The sequence below is a fragment of the Streptomyces sp. NPDC024687 genome (assembly GCF_055559055.1).
Map to the genome: position 1 here is coordinate 407,269 of NZ_JBVHLJ010000007.1, position 24,764 is coordinate 432,032.

The following is a 24,764-nucleotide window of genomic DNA, read 5'->3' on the forward strand; positions in this document are numbered from 1 at the left end:
ACCTGGTCGCGCCGTTGGCTTACGCGAGGACGCGCGTAAGCAGGGCAGTACCAGGGCGCGAGCACTGAGGAGCACCGTTGAGCAGGTTGCGCTGGCTGACCGCGGGGGAGTCCCACGGTCCCGCACTCGTGGCGACGCTGGAGGGCCTTCCCGCCGGTGTGCCGATCACCACGGAGCTGGTGGCGGACCACTTGGCGAGGCGTCGGCTGGGCTATGGCCGCGGTGCCCGGATGAAGTTCGAGCAGGACCAGGTCACCTTCCTCGGCGGTGTCCGTCATGGGCTGTCCCTGGGTTCCCCGGTCGCGATCATGGTGGGCAACACCGAGTGGCCGAAGTGGGAGCAGGTCATGTCGGCCGACCCCATCGACCCGGAGATCCTGGCGGGCCTGGCGCGCAACGCCCCGCTGACCCGGCCGCGGCCCGGCCACGCCGACCTGGCGGGCATGCAGAAGTACGGCTTCGACGAGGCCCGGCCGATCCTGGAGCGGGCCTCGGCGCGGGAGACGGCGGCCCGGGTGGCGCTGGGCGCGGTGGCCCGGTCGTACCTGAAGGAGACGGCCGGCATCGAGATCGTCAGCCATGTCGTGGAGTTGTGCTCGGTGAAGGCCCCGGCCGGGGTGTACCCGACGCCGGGCGACGTGGAGAGGCTGGACGCCGATCCGCTGCGCTGCCTGGACGCGGACACGTCGAAGGCGATGGTGGCCGAGGTCGACCAGGCCCACAAGGACGGCGACACCCTGGGCGGCGTGGTGGAGATCCTGGCGTACGGCGTGCCGGTGGGCCTGGGCTCGCATGTGCACTGGGACCGCAAGCTGGACGCCCGGCTGGCCGGTGCCCTGATGGGCATCCAGGCGATCAAGGGGGTCGAACTCGGTGACGGGTTCGAGCTGGCGCGGGTGCCGGGTTCGAAGGCGCACGACGAGATCGTGAACACCCCCGAGGGCATCCGGCGCGTCTCGGGCCGTTCCGGCGGGACCGAGGGCGGGCTGTCCACGGGTGAGCTGCTGCGGGTGCGGGCGGCGATGAAGCCGATCGCGACCGTGCCGCGGGCCCTGCAGACCGTCGACGTGACCACCGGCGAGGCCGCGCAGGCGCACCACCAGCGCTCGGACGTGTCCGCGGTTCCGGCCGCCGGGATCGTGGCCGAGGCGATGGTGGCCCTGGTGCTGGCGGACGCGGTGGCGGAGAAGTTCGGCGGCGACAGCGTGCCCGAGACCCGCCGCAACGTGCAGTCCTACCTCGACAACCTGGCCATCCGGTGAGCCCTCTGGTGGTGCTCGTCGGTCCGATGGGCGTGGGCAAGTCCACCGTCGGGCGGCTGCTGGCCGACCGGCTCGGCACGAGCTACCGGGACACCGACGAGGACATCGTCACCGAGCAGGGCCGCTCCATCGCGGAGATTTTCGTCGACGACGGTGAGCCGGCCTTCCGGGCGATCGAGAAGGCCGCGGTGGCGCGGGCACTCGCTGAGCACGACGGCGTTCTCGCGCTGGGCGGCGGCTCCATCCTCGACGAGGACACCCGCTCCCTGCTGGCCGGGCAGCGGGTGCTGTACCTGTCGATGGACGTCGAGGAGGCGGTCAAGCGCACCGGCCTGAACGCCGCGCGGCCACTGCTTGCGGTCAACCCGCGCAAGCAGTGGCGCGAGCTGATGGAGGCCCGGCGCTCGCTGTACGAGTCGATCGCCACCGCGGTCGTCGCCACCGACGGCCGTACGCCCGAAGAAGTCACCCGAATCGCGCTGGACGCACTGGAGTTGAAGGAAGCATGAGCGAGGCAGTGACGCGCATCCAGGTCGGCGGCACCGCGGGCAGCGAGCCGTACGAGGTCCTGGTGGGCCGTCAACTCCTGGGTGAGCTCGGCGCGTTGATCGGGGAGAAGGCCCAGCGGGTCGCGATCATCCACCCCGAGGCGCTCGCCGACACCGGTGACGCGCTGCGCGCCGACCTCGCCGGGCAGGGGTTCGAGGCCGTCGCCATCCAGGTCCCCAACGCCGAGGAGGCCAAGACCGCCGAGGTCGCCGCCTACTGCTGGAAGGCGCTCGGGCAGTCCGGCTTCACCCGCACCGATGTCGTGGTCGGTGTCGGCGGTGGCGCCACCACCGACCTCGCCGGGTTCGTGGCTGCGACCTGGCTGCGCGGGGTGCGCTGGATCGCCATCCCGACCACCGTGCTCGCCATGGTCGACGCGGCGGTCGGCGGCAAGACCGGCATCAACACCGCCGAGGGCAAGAACCTCGTCGGCGCCTTCCACCCGCCCGCCGGTGTCCTGTGCGACCTGGCCGCGCTGGACTCCCTGCCCGTCAACGACTACGTCTCCGGGCTCGCCGAGATCATCAAGGCCGGCTTCATCGCCGACCCGGTGATCCTGGAGCTCATCGAGTCCGATCCCGAGGCCGCGCGCACCCCGGCGGGGCCGCACACCGCCGAGCTCATCGAGCGCTCGATCCGGGTCAAGGCCGAGGTCGTCTCCTCCGACCTCAAGGAGTCGGGCCTCAGGGAGATCCTCAACTACGGTCACACGCTGGCCCATGCCATCGAGAAGAACGAGCGGTACAAGTGGCGGCACGGCGCCGCCGTCGCCGTGGGCATGCACTTCGCCGCCGAACTGGGCCGCCTGGCGGGCCGGTTGGACGACGCGACGGCCGACCGCCACCGCACCGTCCTCGAATCGGTGGGGCTGCCGCTGCACTACCGCTACGACCAGTGGCCCAAGCTGCTCGAGACCATGAAGGTCGACAAGAAGTCCCGCGGCAACCTGCTCCGCTTCATCGTCCTCGACGGACTGGGCAAGCCCACCGTTCTTGAGGGCCCGGACCCGGCCGTCCTGCTCGCCGCCTACGGCGAGGTCGGCCAGTAGGTCCTGCGACGGTGTGTTCCGCCGATTCGCCTTGCCCCAGGGGCACTTCGGGCCGCCCCCGGCCGTTTCACCAAATGACGGCCGGGGGCGGTACCGTTCGGTGACGAACGGGGTATGCACCACCCCGTAACCAGCGCCGATCAGCCTGACGCGAGTGAGCCGGAGGGGCGCGTCGGAGACGAGAGGACGAGCGGGCGGGGGGCCTTCGGGCCGCGCACGGTCGCCCTCCCGGCACCGATGCGAGCGCCCCGTGGGCGAGCGAGCCGAAAAAGACGAGACGGAGTGGCACCGGATGCAGCACGCAGTGGGTTCTCCGCTGCCGCCGCCCCATCAGCCGGGGCACGGACCGGCCGCCGGCTGGTCGCCGGCCGCACACCACCCGGGACCGCCGCATCACCCGGGTGCGCAACCGGGCCCCGCCCCGGCGCCCCCACCGCCGTCGGCACCGGGCTTCTCCCCGGCTCCGGTACCGCCGACGCCACCGCACTCCCAGGTACCGCCGGCGCCGCAGCATGCACCGGTCCCGCCCGCGCCCCAGCACTCCCCGGGGCCGGTACCGGACACCACCGGCCATGTGCCGCTGCCGCCCGGCGCTCCTATGGGCGCCTACAGCACCCCGCCGGTCGCCGCGCCCGACCCCGCGGGCACGACCCTCGCAGTGCTGCTCATCGGTCCGGCGGGCGCCGGGAAGACGAGCGTCGCCAAGTACTGGGCCGACCATCGCCGGGTCCCCACCGCCCACATCAGCCTCGACGACGTACGCGAGTGGGTCCGCTCCGGCTTCGCCGACCCGCAGTCCGGCTGGAACGACCACTCCGAGGCCCAGTACCGGCTCGCCCGCCGCACCTGCGGCTTCGCCGCCCGCAACTTCCTCGCCAACGGCATCTCCTGCATCCTCGACGACGCGGTCTTCCCGGACCGGCCGGTGGTCGGTCTCGGCGGCTGGAAGCGACACGTGGGCCCGGGACTGCTCCCGGTGGTCCTGCTGCCCGGCCTGGAGATCGTCCTGGAGCGCAACGCCGAACGCTCGGGCAACCGGCGCCTGACCGACGAGGAGGTCGCGCGGATCCACGGCCGGATGGCCGGCTGGTACGGCTCGGGCCTGCCGATCATCGACAACTCGCAGCTGGACGTCCCGCAGACGGCGAGGTTGCTGGACGACGTGCTGGCGAGGTCGATCGCGAGCCCGCCGAGCTGGTAGTCGAGCGTGGCGCTGCCCCACTCGGCTCTCTCGAACGGCGCCGAGCCCGCAGCGCTCCTACGCTCAAAACATGTCAGAGGTGTACGCCACCCGCAGAGCCCGCCTGCGCGACCGCTGCCGAGCCGGCGGCAGCCAGTCCGCGCTGATCTCCCGCCCCGCCAACGTCCGCTATCTCGCGGGCGCGGCCCCGAGGGGCGCCGTACTGCTGCTCGGCGGGGCCGAGGACCTGCTGCTGTGCCCCGGCCCGCCCGACGACCGCGTCGACGGCCGTCCCGACGAGGCGCTGCGCGTCCGGACCCTGCCCGGACCCGGCGGCGACCCCGCCGTGGCCGCGGCCGGTCTCGCGGCAGCGCACGGCGGCGGCTCCCTCGCCGTCGAGGAACACCACCTCACCATGGCCCGCCACCGAGCCATCCGCTCGGTCGTCCCGCAGCTGCGCCTCGCCGACCTCGGCGGCGCGGTCGAGCAGCTCCGCGTCATCAAGGACGAGGAGGAGATCTCCTGCCTGCGCATCGGCGCCGAGATCGCCGACCAGGCACTGGGCGAGCTGCTGGAGTCCATCCTGGTCGGCCGCACCGAGCGGCACCTGGCCCTCGAACTGGAGCGCCGCCTCGTCGACCACGGCGCCGACGGCCCGGCCTTCGCCACCTCCGTCGGCACCGGTCCGAACTCCGGCCGTCCCGCCCACCGCCCCACCGACCGCCGCGTCGAGGAGGGCGACTTCCTCTCCGTCTGCCTGGGCGCCAGCTACCGCGGCTACCGGTGTGAGATCGGCCGTACCTTCGTCATCGGTACGTCTCCCGCCGACTGGCAGATCGATCTCTACGACCTCGTCTTCGCCGCTCAGCGGGCCGGACGGGAGTCGCTGACACCCGGCGCCGCCTACCGTGACGTGGACCGGGCGGCCCGCCAGGTACTGGAGTCCGCGGGCCACCACGAGGGGCTCCCGACCCTCACCGGACACGGTGTGGGACTCGAAATCGACGAGGACCCGCAGTTGGCCCCCGCGGCCATGGGTAAACTGGACGCTTGCGTGCCGGTCACCGTCGAACCGGGGGTCCACCTCCCGGGACGGGGCGGCGTCCGGATCGATGACACGCTCGTCGTACGCCCCGAGGCGGACGGCGGACCCGAGCTACTCACCATCACGACCAAGGAGCTGCTCGCACTATAGGCAACGTGCGTGCGCCGGGGTCGTCCACGTCAGTCCAGGAGATTCCGCAACCGTGGCTTCCACGAACGACCTCAAGAACGGCCTGGTGCTCAAGCTCGAAGGCGGCCAGCTCTGGTCCGTCGTCGAGTTCCAGCACGTCAAGCCCGGCAAGGGCCCCGCATTCGTGCGCACCAAGCTCAAGAACGTGCTGTCCGGCAAGGTCGTCGACAAGACCTTCAACGCCGGCGTCAAGGTCGAGACGGCCACTGTCGACAAGCGCGACATGCAGTTCTCGTACATGGACGGCGAGTACTTCGTCTTCATGGACATGGAGACCTACGACCAGCTCATGGTCGACCGCAAGGCTGTCGGCGACGCCGCCAACTTCCTGATCGAGGGCTTCACGGCCACCGTCGCGCAGCACGAGGGCGAGGTGCTCTTCGTCGAGCTGCCGGCCGCCGTCGAGCTGACCATCCAGGAGACCGAGCCGGGTGTCCAGGGCGACCGCTCCACCGGTGGCACCAAGCCCGCCATCCTGGAGACCGGCCACCAGATCCAGGTCCCGCTCTTCATCACCACCGGTGAGAAGATCAAGGTCGACACCCGCACGAGCGACTACCTCGGCCGGGTGAACAGCTAACCGTGGCTGCCCGCAACACGGCCCGCAAGCGCGCCTTCCAGATCCTCTTCGAGGGCGACCAGCGCGGCGTCGATGTCCTGACGGTCCTGGCGGACTGGATCCGGCTCTCCCGGGAAGACACCCGGCAGCCGCCGGTGAGCGAGTACACGATGCAGCTGGTCGAGGGCTACGCGGAGCACGCGCAGCGCATCGACGAGCTGATCGCGCAGTACTCGGTCGGCTGGACGCTGGACCGGATGCCGGTCGTCGACCGCAACATCCTGCGTCTGGGCGCCCACGAGCTGATCTGGGCCGACGAGACCCCGGACGCGGTGGTCCTCGACGAGATGGTGCAGCTGGCCAAGGAGTTCTCCACGGACGAGTCGCCCTCGTTCGTGAACGGCCTGCTGGGCCGGCTCAAGGACCTCAAGCCGTCGCTGCGCCGGGAGTAGCCCCACCGCACCGCGCCCTTCGGGGCAGGAACTTGCCTGAGGGCCCACAGCGAACCGCTGTGGGCCCTCAGGCAACCCCGGGGGCCCCGGGGCTCGTCCAGGCCCGCAGAAAGCCGCCGGGGTGGCCGGAACCATGAAGTTCCGGCCACCCCGGCGGCACGTTTCTGCTGAGGCTGGGAGCGGCTCAGCTCTCCTCGTGGGACACCGCGCGACGCGCGTCCGCGTCCAGCACGCCCCAGCTGATCAGCTGCTCGGTGAGGACCGAGGGCGACTGGTCGTAGATGACGGCGAGTGTGCGCAGGTCGTCCTGGCGGATCGAGAGCACCTTGCCGTTGTAGTCACCGCGCTGGGACTGGATCGTCGCGGCGTAGCGCTGCAGCGGGCCCGCCTTCTCGGCCGGGACGTGGGCCAGTCGCTCCAGGTCCAGGACCAGCTTCGGCGGGGGCTCGGCGGCCCCGCCCGGAGTGGTGCCGGGCAGCAGCTCCTGCACCGGAACGCCGTAGAAATCCGCCAACTCGGCAAGACGCTGCACGGTCACCGCGCGGTCGCCGCGCTCGTACGAACCGACCACGACCGCCTTCCAGCGTCCCTGGGACTTCTCCTCGACACCGTGGAGGGAAAGGCCCTGCTGGGTGCGGATGGCCCGGAGCTTGGCCCCGAGCTGTTTGGCGTATTCGCTGGACATATAGCTCCCCGGACACTGGATCGACGCGGCCCCAGTGGTTTCGAGCCGCGCGTCTGGTAACTCACTGTGAGGTTACGCAGCGTGACTCTTGTGCGTCAAGCCGAATGGTCCACACCGACGCTTCCGTGAGAGTGGTGGCCGATTGGGCCAAGGGGGTGATCCGGGGCCTCCTTCGGGCCTGGTACGGTGGATGGCGCAAATCCGACGTCCTTTAAGGTCCGTCCCGTGAGGCGGAGAAGGAGGTCCGTTTCGTATGGACAAGCAGGACATTTCCGATATCCAGGCGTCCGATGCCCGGCCCGTTCTCGAAGGCCCCGACATCGCGCGCGTGCTGACCCGCATCGCCCACGAGATCGTCGAACGCGCCAAGGGCGCCGACGACGTGGTACTCCTCGGCATCCCCACCCGAGGTGTCTTCCTCGCCCAGCGGCTTGCCGCGAAGCTGGAGGAGATCACCGGCCGCGGCATCCCGGTCGGTTCACTCGACATCACCATGTACCGCGACGATCTGCGCATGCACCCGCCGCGTGCGCTGGCCCGCACCGAGATCCCCGGTGACGGCATCGACGGCCGCCTGGTCGTCCTCGTCGACGACGTGCTCTTCTCCGGCCGCACCATCCGCGCAGCCCTGGACGCCCTGAACGACATCGGGCGCCCCCGCGCGGTGCAGCTCGCGGTCCTCGTCGACAGAGGCCACCGCGAACTGCCCATCCGCGCCGACTACGTCGGCAAGAACCTCCCCACGTCGTTGCGGGAGACGGTCAAGGTCCAGCTCGTCGAGGAGGACGGTCGCGACACCGTGCTGCTCGGTGTGAAGCAGACCTAGCAGCAGGTGTACGAGGGCACTTGTCGGTGCGCCCTCGCCTGCCCGGATCCTCCCGATACCTGAACTGCCTTACGGAGCCTGACAGATGCAGCGTCATCTCATCTCGGCCGCCGACCTCACCCGCGACGACGCCGTCCTGATCCTCGACACCGCCGAGGAGATGGCCCGGGTCGCCGACCGGCCGATCAAGAAACTGCCGACCCTGCGCGGCCGCACGATCGTCAACCTGTTCTTCGAGGACTCCACGCGTACGCGTATCTCCTTCGAGGCCGCCGAGAAGCGTCTCTCGGCGGACGTCATCAACTTCACCGCCAAGGGTTCCAGCGTGTCCAAGGGCGAGTCCCTCAAGGACACCGCCCAGACCCTGGAGGCCATGGGCGTCGACGCCGTCGTCATCCGCCACGGCGCCTCGGGGGCGCCGTACCGTCTCGCCAACTCCGGCTGGATCGACGCGGCCGTCATCAACGCCGGTGACGGCACCCACCAGCACCCGACCCAGGCCCTGCTGGACGCGTTCACCATGCGCCGCCGGCTGGTCGGGCGGGACGCCGGGATCGGCCAGGACCTCTCCGGCAAGCGCATCACGCTCGTCGGGGACATCCTGCACAGCCGCGTCGCCCGCTCCAACGTCGACCTGCTGCACACCCTCGGCGCCGAGGTCACCCTCGTCGCCCCGCCCACCCTGGTGCCGGTCGGCGTCGAGACCTGGCCCTGCCAGGTGGCGTACGACCTCGACAGCACGCTCGCCAAGTCCGACGCCGTGATGATGCTGCGCGTCCAGCGCGAGCGGATGAACGCCGCGTTCTTCCCGACCGAGCGCGAGTACTCGCGGCGCTACGGCCTGGACGGCGAGCGCATGGCGCGGATGCCGGAGCACGCCATCGTCATGCACCCCGGCCCGATGGTCCGCGGCATGGAGATCACCGCCGAGGTCGCCGACTCCGACCGCTGCACCGTCGTCGAGCAGGTTGCAAACGGAGTCTCCATCCGGATGGCCGTTCTGTACCTGCTCCTGGGCGGCAACGAACCCGCCGTGAGCCACACCCGTATCGAGGAGAAGTAAGACACATGAGCAAGATCCTGATCCGTGGTGCGAAGGTGCTCGGCGGCGAGCCGCAGGACGTGCTGATCGACGGCCCGGTCGTCGAGGCGGTCGGCAGCGGACTCCCGGACGAGGGCGCCGAGGTCGTCGAGGCGGCCGGCAAGCTGCTCCTGCCGGGCCTGGTCGACCTGCACACCCATCTGCGCGAGCCGGGCCGCGAGGACTCCGAGACCGTCCTGACCGGCACCCGCGCGGCCGCTTCCGGCGGCTACACGGCCGTGTTCGCCATGGCCAACACCTTCCCGGTCGCCGACACCGCCGGTGTGGTCGAGCAGGTGTACCGGCTCGGTCAGGAGCACGGCTACTGCGACGTGCAGCCCATCGGAGCCGTCACCGTCGGCCTGGAGGGCAAGAAGCTCGCCGAACTGGGCGCCATGCACGAGTCGGCCGCCGGTGTCACCGTCTTCTCCGACGACGGCAAGTGCGTCGACGACGCCGTGATGATGCGGCGGGCGCTGGAGTACGTGAAGGCCTTCGGCGGGGTCGTCGCCCAGCACGCGCAGGAGCCGCGGCTGACCGAGGGCGCCCAGATGAACGAGGGCGTCGTCTCCGCCCAGCTCGGGCTCGGGGGCTGGCCCGCGGTGGCCGAGGAATCGATCATCGCCCGGGACGTCCTGCTCGCCGAGCACGTCGGCTCCCGCGTCCACATCTGCCACCTGTCGACCGCCGGGTCCGTCGAGATCGTGCGCTGGGCCAAGTCCCGCGGCATCGACGTCACCGCCGAGGTCACCCCGCACCACCTGCTCCTCACCGACGAACTGGTGCGGTCGTACAACCCGGTCTACAAGGTGAACCCGCCGCTGCGCACCGAGCGGGACGTGCTCGCCCTGCGCGAGGCGCTCGCCGACGGCACGATCGACATCGTCGCCACCGACCACGCCCCGCACCCGCACGAGGACAAGGACTGCGAGTGGGCCGCCGCCGCCATGGGCATGGTCGGCCTGGAGACCGCGTTGTCAGTGGTGCAGGAGACCATGGTGGACACCGGGCTCCTCGACTGGGCCGGGGTCGCCGAGCGCATGTCCTTCGCGCCCGCCCGCATCGGACGGGCCACGGGACACGGCCGTCCCGTCTCGGCTGGTGAGCCCGCCAACCTCACGCTGGTCGACACGGAATACCGTGGGTCGGTGGACCCCGCGGGCTTCGCCTCGCGCAGCCGCAACACTCCGTACGCGGGGCGTGAGCTGCCGGGCCGTGTCACGCACACGTGGCTCCGGGGCAAGGCCACGCTCGTCGACGGGAAGCTCACGTGACATCTGAAATCCTGCTGGCCGCCGGTCTCGCAGCCGAGAAGAAGTCGGCCGAGGTCACCGACTGGGCCGCCCGCATCGGCTGGCTCGTCGGCCTCGCCCTCTTCGTCGCGCTCGTCTACTGGCTGATGCGCGAGGGCTGGAAGTGGCGCGGCACGCTCCAGGGCGACCTGCCCGAGCTGCCCACCGTGCCGGACGACCCCGGCCCGGCGAGACTGAGCATGAGCGGCCGCTACCACGGCTCCACCACCGCGGGGCAGTGGCTCGACCGGATCGTGGCGCACGGCCTGGGCACCCGCAGCCGCGTCGAGCTCACGCTCACCGACAAGGGACTGGACGTCGTACGCCCCGGAGCCACCGACTTCTTCGTCCCGCGCGAGGCCCTGCGGGAGGCCGTGCTCGGCAAAGGCATCGCCGGCAAGGTCCTGACCGAGGGCGGACTGCTCCTGGTGACCTGGGCGCACGGCGAGCGGCTGATCGACTCGGGGTTCCGCTCGGACCACGCAGCTGAGCACACCGAGTGGGCCGACGCCATTAACTCCATGATCAACAAGACGGAAACGGAAGGCGCACGATGACGACCTCCACTAGGGGAGCCTCGAAGGCTCCCGCGGTACTCGTCCTGGAGGACGGCCGGATCTTCCGCGGCCGTGCCTACGGGGCCGTGGGGGAGACCTTCGGCGAGGCCGTGTTCTCCACCGGCATGACGGGCTACCAGGAGACCCTGACCGACCCGTCGTACGCCCGCCAGATCGTCGTCGCGACCGCCCCGCAGATCGGCAACACCGGCTGGAACGACGAGGACGACGAGTCGCGGCGCATCTGGGTCTCCGGGTATGTCGTGCGCGACCCCGCGCGCGTGCCGTCCAACTGGCGCTCCCAGCGCTCCCTGGACGACGAGCTGGTCGCGCAGGGCGTCGTCGGCATCAGCGGCATCGACACCCGCGCGCTCACCCGCCACCTGCGCGAGCGCGGCTCCATGCGCGCCGGGGTCTTCTCCGGCGAGGCGATCGCCGCCGAGTCCGAGCTCGTCGCGCGCGTGCAGGCCCAGCCGCACATGAAGGGCGCCTCGCTGTACGAGGAGGTCGCCACCAAGGAGGCGTACGTCGTCCCCGCGGTCGGCGAGAAGAAGTTCACGGTCGCCGCGATCGACCTCGGCATCAAGGGCATGACCCCGCACCGCATGGCCCAGCGAGGCATCGAGGTCCACGTGCTGCCGGCCACGGCCACCCCGGAGGAGGTCTACGCCGTCGCTCCCGACGGGGTCTTCTTCTCCAACGGCCCCGGCGACCCGGCCAACGCCGACGGCCCGGTCGCGCTCATGACCGCCGTTCTGGAGCGCCGGACGCCGTTGTTCGGCATCTGCTTCGGCAACCAGATCCTCGGCCGCGCGCTCGGCTTCGGCACCTACAAGCTGAAGTACGGCCACCGGGGCATCAACCAGCCCGTGCAGGACCGGACCACCGGCAAGGTCGAGGTCACCGCCCACAACCACGGATTCGCCGTGGACGCGCCGCTCGACAAGGTCAGCGAGACGAAGTTCGGTCGCGCCGAGGTCTCCCACGTGTGCCTGAACGACGACGTCGTGGAAGGGCTCCAACTGCTGGACCAGCCGGCCTTCTCCGTCCAGTACCACCCCGAAGCGGCAGCCGGCCCGCACGATGCCGCCTATCTGTTCGACCGCTTCGTATCCCTGATGGAGGGCCAGCGTGCCTAAGCGCACCGATATCCAGTCCGTCCTGGTCATCGGCTCCGGCCCGATCGTCATCGGTCAGGCCGCCGAGTTCGACTACTCCGGCACCCAGGCATGCCGCGTGCTCAAGGCCGAGGGCCTGCGCGTCATCCTCGTCAACTCCAACCCGGCGACGATCATGACCGACCCGGAGATCGCCGACGCCACGTACGTCGAGCCGATCACCCCGGAGTTCGTCGAGAAGATCATCGCCAAGGAGCGCCCCGACGCCCTGCTGCCCACCCTGGGCGGCCAGACGGCCCTCAACACGGCGATCTCCATGCACGAGCAGGGTGTGCTGGAGAAGTACGGCGTCGAGCTGATCGGCGCCAACGTCGAGGCGATCAACAAGGGCGAGGACCGCGACCTCTTCAAGGGCGTCGTCGAGGCCGTCCGCGAGAAGATCGGGCACGGCGAGTCCGCCCGGTCCTACATCTGCCACTCCATGGACGACGTACTGAAGGGCGTCGAGCAGCTCGGCGGCTACCCGGTCGTCGTCCGCCCGTCCTTCACCATGGGCGGCGCCGGCTCCGGCTTCGCGCACGACGAGGAGGAGCTGCGCCGCATCGCCGGACAGGGCCTGACACTCTCGCCGACCACCGAGGTGCTCCTGGAGGAGTCCATCCTCGGCTGGAAGGAGTACGAACTGGAGCTGATGCGCGACAAGAACGACAACGTCGTGGTCGTCTGCTCCATCGAGAACTTCGACCCGATGGGCGTGCACACCGGCGACTCGATCACTGTCGCGCCGGCCATGACGCTCACCGACCGCGAGTACCAGGTGCTGCGCGACGTCGGCATCGCGATCATCCGCGAGGTCGGCGTCGACACCGGCGGCTGCAACATCCAGTTCGCGGTGAACCCCGAGGACGGCCGCGTGATCGTCATCGAGATGAACCCGCGCGTGTCGCGTTCCTCGGCGCTCGCCTCCAAGGCGACCGGCTTCCCGATCGCCAAGATCGCCGCGAAGCTCGCCGTCGGCTACACCCTGGACGAGATCCCGAACGACATCACCGAGCAGACCCCGGCCTCCTTCGAGCCCACGCTCGACTACGTGGTGGTCAAGGCCCCTCGGTTCGCGTTCGAGAAGTTCCCGTCCGCCGACTCCACCCTCACGACCACCATGAAGTCGGTCGGCGAGGCCATGGCGATCGGCCGGAACTTCACCGAGGCCTTCCAGAAGGCGCTGCGCTCGCTGGAGAAGAAGGGCTCGCAGTTCACCTTCGTGGGCGAGCCCGGCGACAAGGCCGCCCTCCTGGAGGAGTCCGTACGGCCCACCGACGGCCGTATCAACACCGTCATGCAGGCCATCCGCGCGGGTGCCACGCCCGAGGAGGTCTTCGAGTACACGAAGATCGACCCCTGGTTCGTCGACCAGCTCTTCCTGATCAAGGAGATCGCGGACGAGCTGGCCGCCGCCGCCCGCCTCGACGCCGACCTGCTCGCCGAGGCCAAGCGGCACGGCTTCTCCGACCAGCAGATCGGCGAGATCCGCGGCCTGCGCGAGGACGTGGTGCGCGAGGTGCGGCACGCGCTGGGCGTCCGCCCGGTGTACAAGACGGTCGACACCTGCGCGGCCGAGTTCGCCGCCAAGACGCCGTACTTCTACTCCTCCTACGACGAGGAGAGCGAGGTCGCGCCCCGGACCAAGCCTGCTGTGATCATCCTGGGCTCGGGTCCGAACCGCATCGGCCAGGGCATCGAGTTCGACTACTCCTGCGTGCACGCGTCCTTCGCGCTGTCGGACGCCGGGTACGAGACGGTGATGGTCAACTGCAACCCGGAGACCGTCTCCACCGACTACGACACCTCCGACCGGCTGTACTTCGAGCCGCTCACCCTGGAGGACGTCCTGGAGATCGTCCACGCGGAGCAGCAGGCCGGCCCGGTCGCGGGCGTGATCGTGCAGCTCGGCGGCCAGACCCCGCTGGGCCTGGCGCAGGCGCTCAAGGACAACGGCGTGCCGGTCGTGGGCACCTCGCCCGAGGCGATCCACGCCGCCGAGGACCGCGGCGCCTTCGGCCGTGTCCTCGCCGAGGCGGGCCTCCCGGCCCCCAAGCACGGCACCGCCACCACCTTCGCCGGCGCCAAGGCCATCGCGGACGAGATCGGCTACCCGGTCCTCGTACGGCCCTCCTACGTCCTCGGCGGCCGCGGCATGGAGATCGTCTACGACGAGACCCGCCTGGAGTCCTACATCGCCGAGTCGACCGAGATCAGCCCCTCGCGGCCGGTCCTGGTCGACCGGTTCCTGGACGACGCGATCGAGATCGACGTCGACGCCCTCTACGACGGCCAGGAGCTCTACCTGGGCGGCGTGATGGAGCACATCGAGGAGGCCGGTATCCACTCCGGCGACTCGGCGTGCGCGCTGCCGCCGATCACGCTGGGCGGCTTCGACATCAAGCGCCTGCGGGCCTCCACGGAGGCCATCGCGCGCGGGGTGGGCGTCCGGGGCCTGATCAACATCCAGTTCGCGATGGCCGGGGACATCCTCTACGTCCTCGAAGCCAATCCGCGCGCGTCCCGTACCGTCCCCTTCACCTCGAAGGCGACCGCGGTGCCGCTCGCCAAGGCCGCCGCCCGGATCTCGCTGGGCGCGACCGTCGCCGAACTGCGCGCCGAGGGCCTGCTGCCCGCCAAGGGCGACGGCGGCGAACTCCCGCTGGACGCGCCGATCTCCGTCAAGGAGGCCGTCATGCCGTGGTCGCGGTTCCGCGACATCCACGGCCGCGGTGTCGACACGGTCCTCGGTCCGGAGATGCGCTCCACCGGCGAGGTCATGGGCATCGACTCCGTCTTCGGCACGGCGTACGCCAAGTCGCAGGCGGGTGCCTACGGCCCGCTGCCCACCAAGGGGCGCGCGTTCATCTCGGTGGCCAACCGCGACAAGCGCTCGATGATCTTCCCCGCGCGTGAGCTCGTCGCCCACGGCTTCGAGCTGCTCGCCACCTCCGGCACGGCCGAGGTCCTCAAGCGCAACGGCATCAACGCCACCGTCGTGCGCAAGCAGTCCGAGGGCACCGGCCCCAACGGCGAGAAGACCATCGTGCAGCTCATCCACGACGGCGAGGTCGACCTGATCGTCAACACCCCGTACGGCACCGGCGGCCGCCTCGACGGCTACGAGATCCGTACGGCGGCCGTGGCGCGGTCGGTCCCGTGTCTGACGACGGTCCAGGCGCTCGCCGCCGCCGTCCAGGGCATCGACGCCCTCAACCACGGTGACGTGGGCGTCCGTTCGCTCCAGGAACATGCGCAGCACCTGACCGCGGCCCGCGACTAGCAGCCCTGAGGGGGACACCGGAAACGGTGTCCCCCTCTTGGTGAGGACACCATGTACAAGATCTTCTTCAATCTCGTCTTCAAGCGCCTGGACCCCGAGCAGGCCCATCACCTGGCCTTCCGGTGGATCCGCCTCGCCGTCCGCATCCCCGTGCTGCGCACCTTCCTCGCGGCCGCCCTCGCGCCCCGCCACAAGGAGCTGCGCACCGAGGCCTTCGGGCTGCGCATGCACGGCCCCTTCGGTCTCGCCGCGGGCTTCGACAAGAACGCGGTCGCGATCGACGGCATGGCGATGCTGGGCTTCGACCACATCGAGATCGGCACGGTGACGGGGGAGGCCCAGCCGGGCAACCCCAAGAAGCGGCTGTTCCGCCTGGTGCCGGACCGCGCGCTCATCAACCGCATGGGCTTCAACAACGAGGGCTCGCTGGCCGTGGCCGCCCGTCTGGCGTCCCGTGAGCCGGTCTTCAAGACCGTCGTGGGCGTCAACATCGGCAAGACCAAGGTCGTCCCCGAGGCCGAGGCGGTCGGCGACTACGTGAAGTCGGCCGAATGCCTCGCGCCCTTCGCGGACTACCTCGTCGTGAACGTGTCGTCGCCCAACACACCCGGCCTGCGCAATCTCCAGGCCACCGAGGCGCTGCGCCCGCTCCTGACCGCCGTCCGCGAGGCCGCCGACCGGATCGTCGCGCACCGGCATGTCCCGCTCCTGGTGAAGATCGCGCCCGACCTGGCGGACGAGGACGTCGACGCGGTCGCCGACCTGGCCGTCGAGCTCGGCCTGGACGGCATCATCGCCACCAACACCACCATCGCGCGCGAGGGACTCGGTCTGACCTCCGGACCCGCCCTGGTGAACGAGACGGGCGGCCTCTCCGGGGCACCCCTGAAGCAGCGCTCCCTGGAGGTCCTCAGGCGCCTGTACGCGCGCGTGGGCGACCGGATCACCCTGGTGGGCGTCGGAGGCGTGGAGAACGCCGAGGACGCCTGGCAGCGCATCCTGGCGGGCGCCACGCTGGTCCAGGGCTACAGCGCCTTCATCTACGAGGGCCCCTTCTGGGCCCGCGCCATCCACAAGGGCCTCGCCGCGCGCCTGCGCACCAGCCCGTACGCCACCCTTGCCGACGCGGTCGGCGCCGACGTGAGAAAGGTCACGGCATGACCGAGCCCTTCGGCGCGCGCCTGCGCCGCGCCATGGACGAACGCGGCCCTCTGTGCGTGGGGATCGACCCGCACGCCTCACTGCTCTCCGAGTGGGGCCTGGACGACGACGTGGCCGGTCTGGAGCGGTTCAGCCGCACGGTCGTCGAGGCGCTGTCCGACCGGGTCGCCGTGTTCAAGCCCCAGAGCGCGTTCTTCGAGCGCTTCGGCTCGCGGGGCGTCGCCGTCCTGGAGAAGACCGTCCAGGAGGCCCGTGCGGCCGGTGCGCTCGTCCTCATGGACGCCAAGCGCGGTGACATCGGCTCGACCATGGCCGCGTACGCCGAGGCCTTCCTGCGCAAGGACTCCCCGCTGTTCTCGGACGCGCTGACCGTGTCGCCGTACCTCGGCTACGGCTCGCTCTCGCCGGCCATCGCGCTGGCCCGCGAGAGCGGCGCGGGTCTGTTCGTGCTCGCCCTCACCTCCAACCCCGAGGGCGGCGAGGTCCAGCACGCCGTCCGCGCGGACGGCCGTAACGTCGGCGCGACCATGCTGGGCCACCTGGCCGCCGAGAACATCGGCGAGGAGCCCCTGGGGTCCTTCGGCGCCGTCGTCGGGGCCACACTGGGCGATCTGTCGTCGTACGACCTGGACATCAACGGCCCGCTCCTCGCGCCCGGCGTCGGCGCCCAGGGGGCCACACCGGCCGATCTTCCCCGGGTGTTCGGGGCGGCGATCCGCAATGTGGTCCCGAACGTGAGCCGGGGATTGCTGCGGCACGGCCCCGACGCGGGCGCCCTGCGGGCGTCCGCCGACCGGTTCGCGCAGGAGATCCGAGCCGCGCAGCCGACCGCGTGACGACTTTCGAACCCCTCGTTCGAGTCCTCGACGAGGGGTTCGTGGCCCGCTTGAGTCTGAATACATCCTCAAATCCGGGGCAGTATGTCTGAAATGTCCGGCCTGACGGAGGCTGACCAGGACTTTTCCGCTGTTCTCGCTGACTCTGGCGGACTTGGCCGCTAGTCTCCGACGCAGAGTCAACGGGCGAGCGTGTTGCTCGTGGCTCCCCAGGTGTGGGGCGACTAGGTTCCTCACCGGTCCGTATCCGACAGTTCGACATCCGAGGTGACGTAGGCGTGGCTCTTCCGCCCCTTACCCCTGAACAGCGCGCAGCCGCGCTCGAAAAGGCCGCCGCGGCTCGCCGGGAGCGGGCCGAGGTCAAGAATCGACTCAAGCACTCCGGCGCCTCTCTCCACGAGGTCATCAAGCAGGGCCAGGAGAACGACGTCATCGGGAAGATGAAGGTCTCGGCCCTGCTCGAATCCCTGCCGGGCGTGGGCAAGGTCCGCGCCAAGCAGATCATGGAGCGGCTCGGCATCTCCGAGAGCCGCCGGGTGCGCGGCCTCGGCTCCAACCAGATCGCTTCTCTGGAGCGTGAGTTCGGCAGCACCGGTTCCTGAACCGGGTCACTCCGGGAAGGGAGTCCCGGGCACTCCGGGATTGCTGGAATAATCGCTGCATGGCTGCAACATTCCGGGGGACGACCCCCGAGCCCCCGGACGTACGTCCGCGGCTGACCGTGCTCTCCGGCCCCTCGGGGGTCGGCAAGAGCACGGTCGTCGCCCATATGCGCAAGGAACACCCCGAGGTCTGGCTCTCGGTGTCGGCGACGACCCGCAGGCCCCGCCCCGGCGAGAAGCACGGCGTCCAGTACTTCTTCGTCACCGACGAGGAGATGGACAAGCTGATCGCCAACGGCGAGCTGCTGGAGTGGGCGGAGTTCGCCGGCAACCGCTACGGCACGCCGCGTGCGGCCGTGCTGGAGCGGCTGGAGGCGGGCGAGCCCGTCCTCCTGGAGATCGATCTCCAGGGGGCCCGGCAGGTCCGTGAGTCCATGGCGGACGCCCAGCTGGTGTTCCTGGCTCCCCCCTCCTGGGAGGAGCTCGTGCGCAGGCTCACCGGGCGGGGCACCGAGCCGCCCGAGGTGATCGAGCGCCGCCTGGACGCGGCGAAGATCGAACTGGCGGCTGAACCCGAGTTCGATGTGACCTTGGTCAACACCTCCGTCGAGGACGTGGCGCGCGAGCTGCTAGCCTTGATGGATGTTGTGTGATCGTGCCTGCTCACTGAGGCCTGATCATTCGCACTGGTTCTTTCCCATCCATCGGAAGGTAGAGCGTGTCCTCTTCCATCTCCGCGCCCGAGGGCATCATCAACCCGCCGATCGACGAGCTCCTCGAGGCAACCGACTCGAAGTACAGCCTCGTGATCTACGCGGCCAAGCGGGCCCGCCAGATCAACGCGTACTACTCGCAGCTCGGCGAGGGCCTGCTTGAGTACGTCGGTCCGCTGGTGGACACCCACGTCCACGAGAAGCCGCTCTCGATCGCCCTCCGCGAGATCAACGCGGGTCTGCTGACGTCCGAGGCTGTCGAAGGTCCGGCGCAGTAGTAGTGCTTTCAGCTTTTCGCTGACTTATCCACAGGCCCGGCAGCGCGACTGTCGGGCCTGTGGTGTGTGATGGACCCGTACGTCGCACTCGTACGTTGCCGAGCCGATCAGAGACGGGGAGAGACGGTGGACAAGCCGAAGGTCGTGCTGGGGGTCAGCGGCGGCATCGCCGCGTACAAGGCATGCGAGCTGCTGAGAAGGCTCACGGAGTCCGGCGACGACGTCCGCGTCGTCCCCACCGCCTCCGCGCTGCACTTCGTGGGCGCCGCCACCTGGTCTGCCCTGTCCGGCCACCCGGTCTCCACCGAGGTCTGGGACGACGTCCACGAGGTCCCGCATGTCCGCATCGGGCAGCACGCCGACCTCGTGGTCGTGGCCCCGGCCACCGCCGACATGCTCGCCAAGGCGGCCCACGGCCTGGCGGACGACCTGCTCACCAACACGCTCCTGACGGCCCGCTGCCCGGTGGTCTTCGCGCCCGCCATGCACACCGAGATGTGGGAGCACCCGGCCACCCAGGAGAACGTGGCGACCCTCCGCCGCCGCGGCGCCCTCGTGATCGAACCGGCCGTCGGCCGGCTGACCGGCGTCGACACCGGCAAGGGCCGGCTGCCGGACCCCGCCGAGATCTTCGAGGTCTGCCGTCGTGTGCTGGCCCGTGGTGTCACCGAGCCCGACCTCAAGGGCCGGCACGTCGTCGTCAGCGCCGGCGGCACCCGTGAACCCCTCGACCCGGTCCGCTTCCTCGGCAACCGCTCCTCCGGCAAGCAGGGGTACGCCCTCGCCCGCACCGCCGCCGCGCGGGGCGCCCGGGTGACGCTGATCGCGGCGAACACCGGCATCCCGGACCCGGCCGGCGTGGACGTCGTCCCCGTGGGGACGGCCGTGCAGCTGCGCGAGGCCGTTCTGAAGGCGGCGGCCGACGCCGACGCGGTCGTCATGGCGGCGGCGGTCGCGGACTTCCGGCCGCAGACGTACGCGGCCGGAAAGATCAAGAAGAAGGACGGCCGGGACCCCGACCCCATCGTCCTGGTGCGGAATCCGGACATCCTCGCCGAGATCTCGGCCGAGCGCGCCCGCCCCGGCCAGGTGATCGTCGGATTCGCCGCCGAGACCGACGACGTGCTGGCCAACGGCCGTACGAAGCTGGAGCGCAAGGGCTGCGACCTCCTCGTCGTCAACGAGGTGGGCGAGCGCAAGACCTTCGGGTCGGAGGAGAACGAGGCGGTGGTTCTGGGCGCCGACGGCAGCGAGACTCCCATACCGCACGGCCCGAAGGAGTTTTTGGCCGAAACCGTCTGGGACCTGGTGGCGCGACGGCTGCGCTGAATGTTTCATACGCTTTTCGATCCCCAGGAACCTCCGCCGTACAGGCGTGGCGCCCCTGGCCAAGTCCGCTCCGCATTGGGCACAATGCCCGTGCCGCAGGTCACAGCCCTCCCGAGAGGCGAGACAGGGGGGCCGGTGGCCGGGCACGACCGATAAACTGTTCTCGGACGATGCCGGGCGCAGCCCCCGAGCCCGTCCGCCAATGATCAGCCAGCAGCCGCTGCAACCCCAGGGAGCGTTGTGTCCCGTCGTCTGTTCACCTCGGAGTCCGTCACCGAGGGCCACCCCGACAAGATCGCTGACCAGATCAGTGACACCATCCTCGACGCGCTCCTCAAGGAGGACCCGACCTCCCGGGTCGCGGTCGAGACCCTGATCACCACCGGTCTGGTGCACGTGGCCGGTGAGGTCACCACCAAGACCTACGCGCCGATCGCCCAGCTGGTCCGCGACAAGATTCTGGAGATCGGTTACGACTCCTCCAAGAAGGGCTTCGACGGCGCCTCCTGCGGTGTCTCGGTGTCGATCGGCGCGCAGTCCCCGGACATCGCCCAGGGCGTCGACACCGCCTACGAGAACCGGGTCGAGGGCGACGAGGACGAGCTCGACCGCCAGGGCGCGGGCGACCAGGGTCTGATGTTCGGCTACGCGACGGACGAGACTCCCACGCTGATGCCGCTCCCGATCTTCCTGGCGCACCGGCTGGCCAAGCGCCTGTCCGAGGTCCGCAAGAACGGCACCATCCCCTACCTGCGCCCCGACGGCAAGACGCAGGTCACCATCGAGTACGACGGCGACAAGGCCGTCCGGCTCGACACGGTCGTGGTCTCCTCGCAGCACGCGTCCGACATCGACCTGGACTCCCTGCTGGCCCCCGACATCCGCGAGTTCGTCGTGGAGCCGGAGCTCAAGGCGCTCCTGGACGAGGGCATCAAGCTGGACACGGACAGCTACCGCCTCCTGGTCAACCCCACCGGCCGCTTCGAGATCGGCGGCCCGATGGGCGACGCCGGCCTGACCGGCCGCAAGATCATCATCGACACGTACGGCGGCATGGCCCGCCACGGCGGCGGCGCCTTCTCCGGCAAGGACCCCTCCAAGGTGGACCGCTCGGCGGCGTACGCGATGCGCTGGGTCGCCAAGAACGTCGTCGCCGCGGGTCTCGCCTCGCGCTGCGAGGTCCAGGTCGCCTACGCCATCGGCAAGGCCGAGCCCGTGGGTCTGTTCGTCGAGACCTTCGGTACCGCGAAGATCGACGCGGACAAGATCGAGAAGGCGATCGACGAGGTCTTCGACCTCCGTCCGGCCGCCATCATCCGCGACCTCGACCTGCTGCGCCCGATCTACTCCCTGACGGCGGCGTACGGCCACTTCGGCCGTGAGCTCCCGGAGTTCACGTGGGAGAAGACGGACCGCGTGGAGGCGCTGCGGAAGGCCGCGGGCCTGTAGGTCCGTCAGCCCCCTGCGGTGTGCCGCGAGGCCCGGTGTCCCTCTGGGGCGCCGGGCCTCGGCGTGTCACGGGCCCGATCGTGCGGCCGAGCGGGTTCGGGGCGGCGCCGGTTGTCAGTGGGGTTTGGTAAGAATGCAAGCGTGAGCAGCGAGAACGGGTCGGTGGACGGCGGCGCCGAGGGAGCGCAGCCCGAGCAGCTTGCGCTCATTCGGGAGAGTGTGCGCAAGGCCAAGGTGCCCCGGGCCAAGCCGCGGACATGGCGGGGGGCCGCGCTGGCCAGGGAGTTGCCGGTCGCGCGGGTGCTGGTCGACAAGGGGGTGCTGCACCTCGACCGGTACTTCGACTACGCCGTGCCCGAGGAGCTCGACGCGGACGCGCAGCCGGGGGTGCGGGTGCGGGTGCGGTTCGGCGCCGGGCGCGGGCGGGTCCGGGAAGGACGGCGCGAGGGCGGGGGCCTGATCGACGGGTTCCTGGTCGAGCGGCTCGCCGAGTCGGACTACTCCGGGCCGCTGGCGGCGCTCGCCCAGGTCGTCTCGCCGGAGCCGGTGCTCAGCGAGGAGTTGCTGGGGCTCGCCCGGGCCGTCGCCGACCGGTACGCGGGCAGTCTCGCCGATGTGCTCCAGCTCGCCGTGCCGCCTCGGAGCGCCCGGGCCGAGCAGCGGCCTTCGCCCGAGCCGCTGCCGCCGCCCGCGGCGCCGGAGGCGGGATCCTGGGGGCGGTACGAGCGCGGCGGGGCGTTCCTGGAGTCGCTGGCCTCGGGCGGTGCGCCACGCGCGGTGTGGAACGCCCTGCCGGGCCCGGAGTGGAGTGAGGAACTGGCCCGGGCCGTCGCCGCGACCCTGGCCTCGGGGCGGGGAGCGCTCGTCGTCGTGCCGGACGGCCGAGCCGTCGCGCGCGTCGACGCCGCGCTGACCTCGGTGCTGGGGCAGGGGCGGCACGCGGTCCTGACCGCCGATGCCGGGCCCGAGAAGCGGTATCGGGAGTGGCTGGCCGTGCGGCGGGGGGCCGTGCGGGCCGTGGTCGGGACGCGGGCCGCCATGTTCGCACCGGTGCGGGACCTGGGGCTCGTCGCTCTCTGGGACGACGGCGACGACAGTCACAGTGAGCCGCACGCCCCGCAGCCGCACGCGCGCGACGTGTTGTTGCTGCGGGCAGCACTGGACAAGTGCGGCTTTCTGTTGGGCAGTTGGAGCTGCACCGTGGAGGCCGCGCAGCTCGTGGAGAGCGGGTGGGCCCGGCCGCTGGTGGCCTCGCGGGAACAGGTGCGGGCGGTCGCCCCGCTGGTGCGGACGGTCGGGGACCAGGATCTCGCGCGGGACGAGGCGGCGCGCGCGGCCCGGCTGCCGACGCTCGCCTGGCAGGCCGTCAGGGAGGGCTTGCGGCACGGACCGGTGCTCGTCCAGGTGCCGCGGCGGGGGTATGTGCCGCGGATGGCCTGCGCCAACTGCCGGGCACCCGCGCGGTGTCGGCACTGCGCCGGACCGCTGGAGGGGCAGGAGTCCGGGGCGGCACTGCGGTGCGGGTGGTGCGGCCGTGAGGAGGGGGGCTGGCACTGTGCGGAGTGCGGGGGGTTCCGGCTGCGGGCGCAGGTGGTGGGGGCCCGGCGTACCGCGGAGGAGCTGGGCCGGGCGTTTCCGGCTGTTCCGGTGCGGACGTCCGGCCGCGAGCATGTGCTGGACACCGTGCCCGGGGCCGCGGCGCTGGTGGTGAGTACACCGGGGGCGGAGCCGGTCGCCGAGGGCGGGTATGCGGCGGCGCTGTTGCTGGACGGCTGGGCCATGCTCGGGCGGCCCGATCTGCGGGCCGGGGAGGACGCGCTGCGGCGCTGGATCGCGGCGTCGGCGCTGGTGCGGCCGCAGGAGGCCGGGGGCACGGTGGTGGTGGTCGCCGAGCCCACCTTGCGGCCGGTGCAGGCCTTGGTGCGCTGGGACCCGGTGGGGCATGCGGTGCGGGAGCTGGGGGAGCGGGCCGAGTTGGGATTTCCGCCGGTGTCGCGGATGGCCGCGGTGTCGGGGACCGGGGAGGCCCTCGCCGAGTTTCTCGCGGCTCTGGAACTTCCGGGTGAGGCGGAGGTGCTGGGACCTGTGCCCTTGCCGGTGACGGTGGCGGGGGGACCTCGGAGGGTGGGGGCGCCGCCGGCCGGGGAGCGGTGGGAGCGGGTGCTCGTCCGGGTTCCGCCGGGGAAGGGGGGCGCGTTGGCGGCCTCGCTCAAGGCCGCGCAGGCTTCGCGGATGGCTCGCGGTGGGGGGAGCGGGGGCGAGGGGGCGGTCTGGGTCCGGATCGATCCGCCTGACATCGGGTGACAGATGCGGGTGGGGGCGCGGGGTGTGGAAGGGCGGACGGACTGTTTCGCGGTCGGCGCAGGGGCTGGGCGATGTCGGCTCACCGCCGGGACACGGCCGTATCCACCATGGCGGCCGCAGCCGGCGAGAGCGGACATGCGTCTGCCCTCCCGATCGTGGGGTGGGAGGGCAGAGAGGGGACGGGTCAGCCGTTGCGGGGGCCGGGGAAGGCTGTGGGCCTTGCCTCCTCGCGGAGGGTGGGGCTGCCCGCGGTGGGCTGGGTGGGCATGGAACGGGCCGCGGGGACCGTGGGGACTGACGGCACCGTGGGGATCCCGGTGTTGACGCTGACCGTGCGGGTCCCCGACGTCTCCGTGGCGCGCTCGGCGTCGGCTGTCGCCTGGGCCGCGGCGCGGCGGGCGCCGTAACGACGGTGGACCGCCTGCTTGGTGACGCCGAGGGCGGAGCCCACCGCGTCCCACGAGAAGCCGAGAGAGCGGTCGAAGTCGACCGCGGCCGTCACCAGGGTCTCGACGCTGTCCCGCAGTTCCTGTGCGAGACGGACCGTGGGAGCGGGGGCGCGTCCGTAGACGACGAAGCCCGTGGAGGGACCGGAGCGGCGCGGGCGGTAGACGTTGCCCAGCTGAGCGGTCAGGGTGCGCAGTGCGTCCACCTGCCGGCGGACCCGCTCGATGTCCCGCACCAGCAAGTGCAGGCTGGCCCGAGCCTGGGCGTCGTGGGTTGCGTGGTCGGCCATGAACAAGCCTCTCGAACCGGCGTTGAAAAGGACGGGGCCGCGATCGCGGCCCGTTGTGGTCAACTCTTTCTTGACCAACGCGTTTACGCTCCGCTGGTCACGCAGTGGGGGCGTACGGGCATATGCGTGCGCCGGGGGCGGGGGCCCGCGCCTTGGCCGGGGAGCGCGGGCCGTGCGTGCCAGGCCCTCCG

General features: G+C 71.0%; 23 protein-coding genes. 21 read left to right on the forward strand and 2 right to left on the reverse strand.

Features of this window, described 5'->3' with window-relative positions:
* Nucleotides 1-77: 77 nt before the first annotated feature.
* The 7 genes from aroC (at nucleotide 78) to nusB (ending at nucleotide 6,284) form a co-directional block, all read left to right on the forward strand.
* Complete coding sequence (gene aroC / locus ACZ39I_RS28375) at nucleotides 78-1,262, forward strand: chorismate synthase (RefSeq protein ID WP_467247469.1); 1,185 nt, start codon at nucleotides 78-80, stop codon at nucleotides 1,260-1,262.
* A 26-nt stretch (nucleotides 1,263-1,288) separates the two neighbouring features.
* Nucleotides 1,289-1,771, forward strand: a complete 483-nt coding sequence (locus tag ACZ39I_RS28380; protein WP_467247604.1) for a shikimate kinase — start codon at nucleotides 1,289-1,291, stop codon at nucleotides 1,769-1,771.
* Nucleotides 1,768-2,859: a 3-dehydroquinate synthase gene (aroB, locus tag ACZ39I_RS28385; RefSeq protein ID WP_467247470.1), complete on the forward strand. Its 1,092-nt coding sequence runs from the start codon at nucleotides 1,768-1,770 to the stop codon at nucleotides 2,857-2,859. Before ACZ39I_RS28380 ends, aroB begins: the two co-directional genes overlap by 4 nt.
* 292 nt (nucleotides 2,860-3,151) lie before the next feature.
* Nucleotides 3,152-4,060 carry a Pro-rich N-terminal domain-containing protein gene (locus ACZ39I_RS28390; protein ID WP_467247471.1) on the forward strand — a complete coding sequence of 303 codons (909 nt, stop codon included), beginning with the start codon at nucleotides 3,152-3,154 and terminating at the stop codon, nucleotides 4,058-4,060.
* A gap of 70 nt (nucleotides 4,061-4,130) precedes the next feature.
* The gene (locus ACZ39I_RS28395; RefSeq protein ID WP_467247472.1) at nucleotides 4,131-5,234 is read left to right on the forward strand and encodes an aminopeptidase P family protein; all 1,104 of its coding nucleotides are present in this window, start codon (nucleotides 4,131-4,133) and stop codon (nucleotides 5,232-5,234) included.
* A gap of 52 nt (nucleotides 5,235-5,286) precedes the next feature.
* Entirely contained in the window at nucleotides 5,287-5,853 is a 567-nt protein-coding gene (gene efp, locus ACZ39I_RS28400; RefSeq protein WP_352389971.1) for an elongation factor P, read from the forward strand.
* 2 nt (nucleotides 5,854-5,855) lie between these two features.
* On the forward strand, nucleotides 5,856-6,284 hold the full coding sequence (nusB, locus tag ACZ39I_RS28405) for a transcription antitermination factor NusB (protein WP_352389970.1): 429 nt from the start codon (nucleotides 5,856-5,858) through the stop codon (nucleotides 6,282-6,284).
* Nucleotides 6,285-6,468: 184 nt separating this feature from the next.
* On the opposite strand, the gene bldD is transcribed toward nusB, so the two are convergent.
* Complete coding sequence (gene bldD, locus ACZ39I_RS28410) at nucleotides 6,469-6,969, reverse strand: transcriptional regulator BldD (protein WP_003956405.1); 501 nt, start codon at nucleotides 6,967-6,969, stop codon at nucleotides 6,469-6,471.
* Between the two features lie 253 nt (nucleotides 6,970-7,222).
* On the opposite strand from bldD, the gene pyrR reads away from it, so the two are divergent.
* The 14 genes from pyrR (at nucleotide 7,223) to ACZ39I_RS28480 (ending at nucleotide 23,837) form a co-directional block, all read left to right on the forward strand.
* Nucleotides 7,223-7,795 (forward strand): bifunctional pyr operon transcriptional regulator/uracil phosphoribosyltransferase PyrR, encoded by a 573-nt coding sequence (gene pyrR / locus ACZ39I_RS28415; RefSeq protein ID WP_467247474.1) that lies wholly within the window; start codon nucleotides 7,223-7,225, stop codon nucleotides 7,793-7,795.
* Between the two features lie 85 nt (nucleotides 7,796-7,880).
* The gene (locus ACZ39I_RS28420) at nucleotides 7,881-8,858 is read left to right on the forward strand and encodes an aspartate carbamoyltransferase catalytic subunit (RefSeq protein ID WP_467247475.1); all 978 of its coding nucleotides are present in this window, start codon (nucleotides 7,881-7,883) and stop codon (nucleotides 8,856-8,858) included.
* Between the two features lie 5 nt (nucleotides 8,859-8,863).
* Nucleotides 8,864-10,150, forward strand: a complete 1,287-nt coding sequence (locus ACZ39I_RS28425; RefSeq protein ID WP_451477785.1) for a dihydroorotase — start codon at nucleotides 8,864-8,866, stop codon at nucleotides 10,148-10,150.
* The gene (locus tag ACZ39I_RS28430) at nucleotides 10,147-10,725 is read left to right on the forward strand and encodes a PH-like domain-containing protein (protein WP_467247476.1); all 579 of its coding nucleotides are present in this window, start codon (nucleotides 10,147-10,149) and stop codon (nucleotides 10,723-10,725) included. Before ACZ39I_RS28425 ends, ACZ39I_RS28430 begins: the two co-directional genes overlap by 4 nt.
* A complete protein-coding gene (gene carA / locus ACZ39I_RS28435; protein WP_467247477.1) occupies nucleotides 10,722-11,864 on the forward strand; it encodes a glutamine-hydrolyzing carbamoyl-phosphate synthase small subunit in 1,143 nt (380 codons plus the stop codon). Before ACZ39I_RS28430 ends, carA begins: the two co-directional genes overlap by 4 nt.
* Entirely contained in the window at nucleotides 11,857-15,165 is a 3,309-nt protein-coding gene (carB, locus tag ACZ39I_RS28440) for a carbamoyl-phosphate synthase large subunit (protein ID WP_467247479.1), read from the forward strand. The genes carA and carB overlap by 8 nt, the downstream gene beginning before the upstream one ends.
* A 51-nt stretch (nucleotides 15,166-15,216) precedes the next feature.
* Nucleotides 15,217-16,326, forward strand: coding sequence for a quinone-dependent dihydroorotate dehydrogenase (locus tag ACZ39I_RS28445; protein WP_467247481.1), 1,110 nt, complete (start codon nucleotides 15,217-15,219; stop codon nucleotides 16,324-16,326).
* Nucleotides 16,323-17,162, forward strand: coding sequence for an orotidine-5'-phosphate decarboxylase (pyrF, locus tag ACZ39I_RS28450; RefSeq protein ID WP_451477789.1), 840 nt, complete (start codon nucleotides 16,323-16,325; stop codon nucleotides 17,160-17,162). Before ACZ39I_RS28445 ends, pyrF begins: the two co-directional genes overlap by 4 nt.
* Nucleotides 17,163-17,440: 278 nt before the next feature.
* Nucleotides 17,441-17,764, forward strand: a complete 324-nt coding sequence (locus ACZ39I_RS28455; RefSeq protein ID WP_003977346.1) for an integration host factor — start codon at nucleotides 17,441-17,443, stop codon at nucleotides 17,762-17,764.
* Nucleotides 17,765-17,823: 59 nt separating this feature from the next.
* The gene (gmk, locus tag ACZ39I_RS28460) at nucleotides 17,824-18,417 is read left to right on the forward strand and encodes a guanylate kinase (protein WP_467247484.1); all 594 of its coding nucleotides are present in this window, start codon (nucleotides 17,824-17,826) and stop codon (nucleotides 18,415-18,417) included.
* Nucleotides 18,418-18,482: 65 nt separating this feature from the next.
* Nucleotides 18,483-18,755, forward strand: coding sequence for a DNA-directed RNA polymerase subunit omega (gene rpoZ / locus ACZ39I_RS28465; RefSeq protein ID WP_003988945.1), 273 nt, complete (start codon nucleotides 18,483-18,485; stop codon nucleotides 18,753-18,755).
* 126 nt (nucleotides 18,756-18,881) lie between these two features.
* A complete protein-coding gene (gene coaBC, locus ACZ39I_RS28470) occupies nucleotides 18,882-20,084 on the forward strand; it encodes a bifunctional phosphopantothenoylcysteine decarboxylase/phosphopantothenate--cysteine ligase CoaBC (protein ID WP_467247486.1) in 1,203 nt (400 codons plus the stop codon).
* Nucleotides 20,085-20,324: 240 nt separating this feature from the next.
* Nucleotides 20,325-21,533, forward strand: a complete 1,209-nt coding sequence (gene metK / locus ACZ39I_RS28475; RefSeq protein WP_352389959.1) for a methionine adenosyltransferase — start codon at nucleotides 20,325-20,327, stop codon at nucleotides 21,531-21,533.
* A gap of 141 nt (nucleotides 21,534-21,674) precedes the next feature.
* Nucleotides 21,675-23,837, forward strand: a complete 2,163-nt coding sequence (locus ACZ39I_RS28480; protein ID WP_467247488.1) for a primosomal protein N' — start codon at nucleotides 21,675-21,677, stop codon at nucleotides 23,835-23,837.
* Between the two features lie 184 nt (nucleotides 23,838-24,021).
* Here the strand turns inward: ACZ39I_RS28480 and ACZ39I_RS28485 are convergent, their stop codons facing one another.
* Nucleotides 24,022-24,573, reverse strand: coding sequence for a hypothetical protein (locus ACZ39I_RS28485; RefSeq protein ID WP_352389957.1), 552 nt, complete (start codon nucleotides 24,571-24,573; stop codon nucleotides 24,022-24,024).
* Nucleotides 24,574-24,764: the final 191 nt, after the last annotated feature.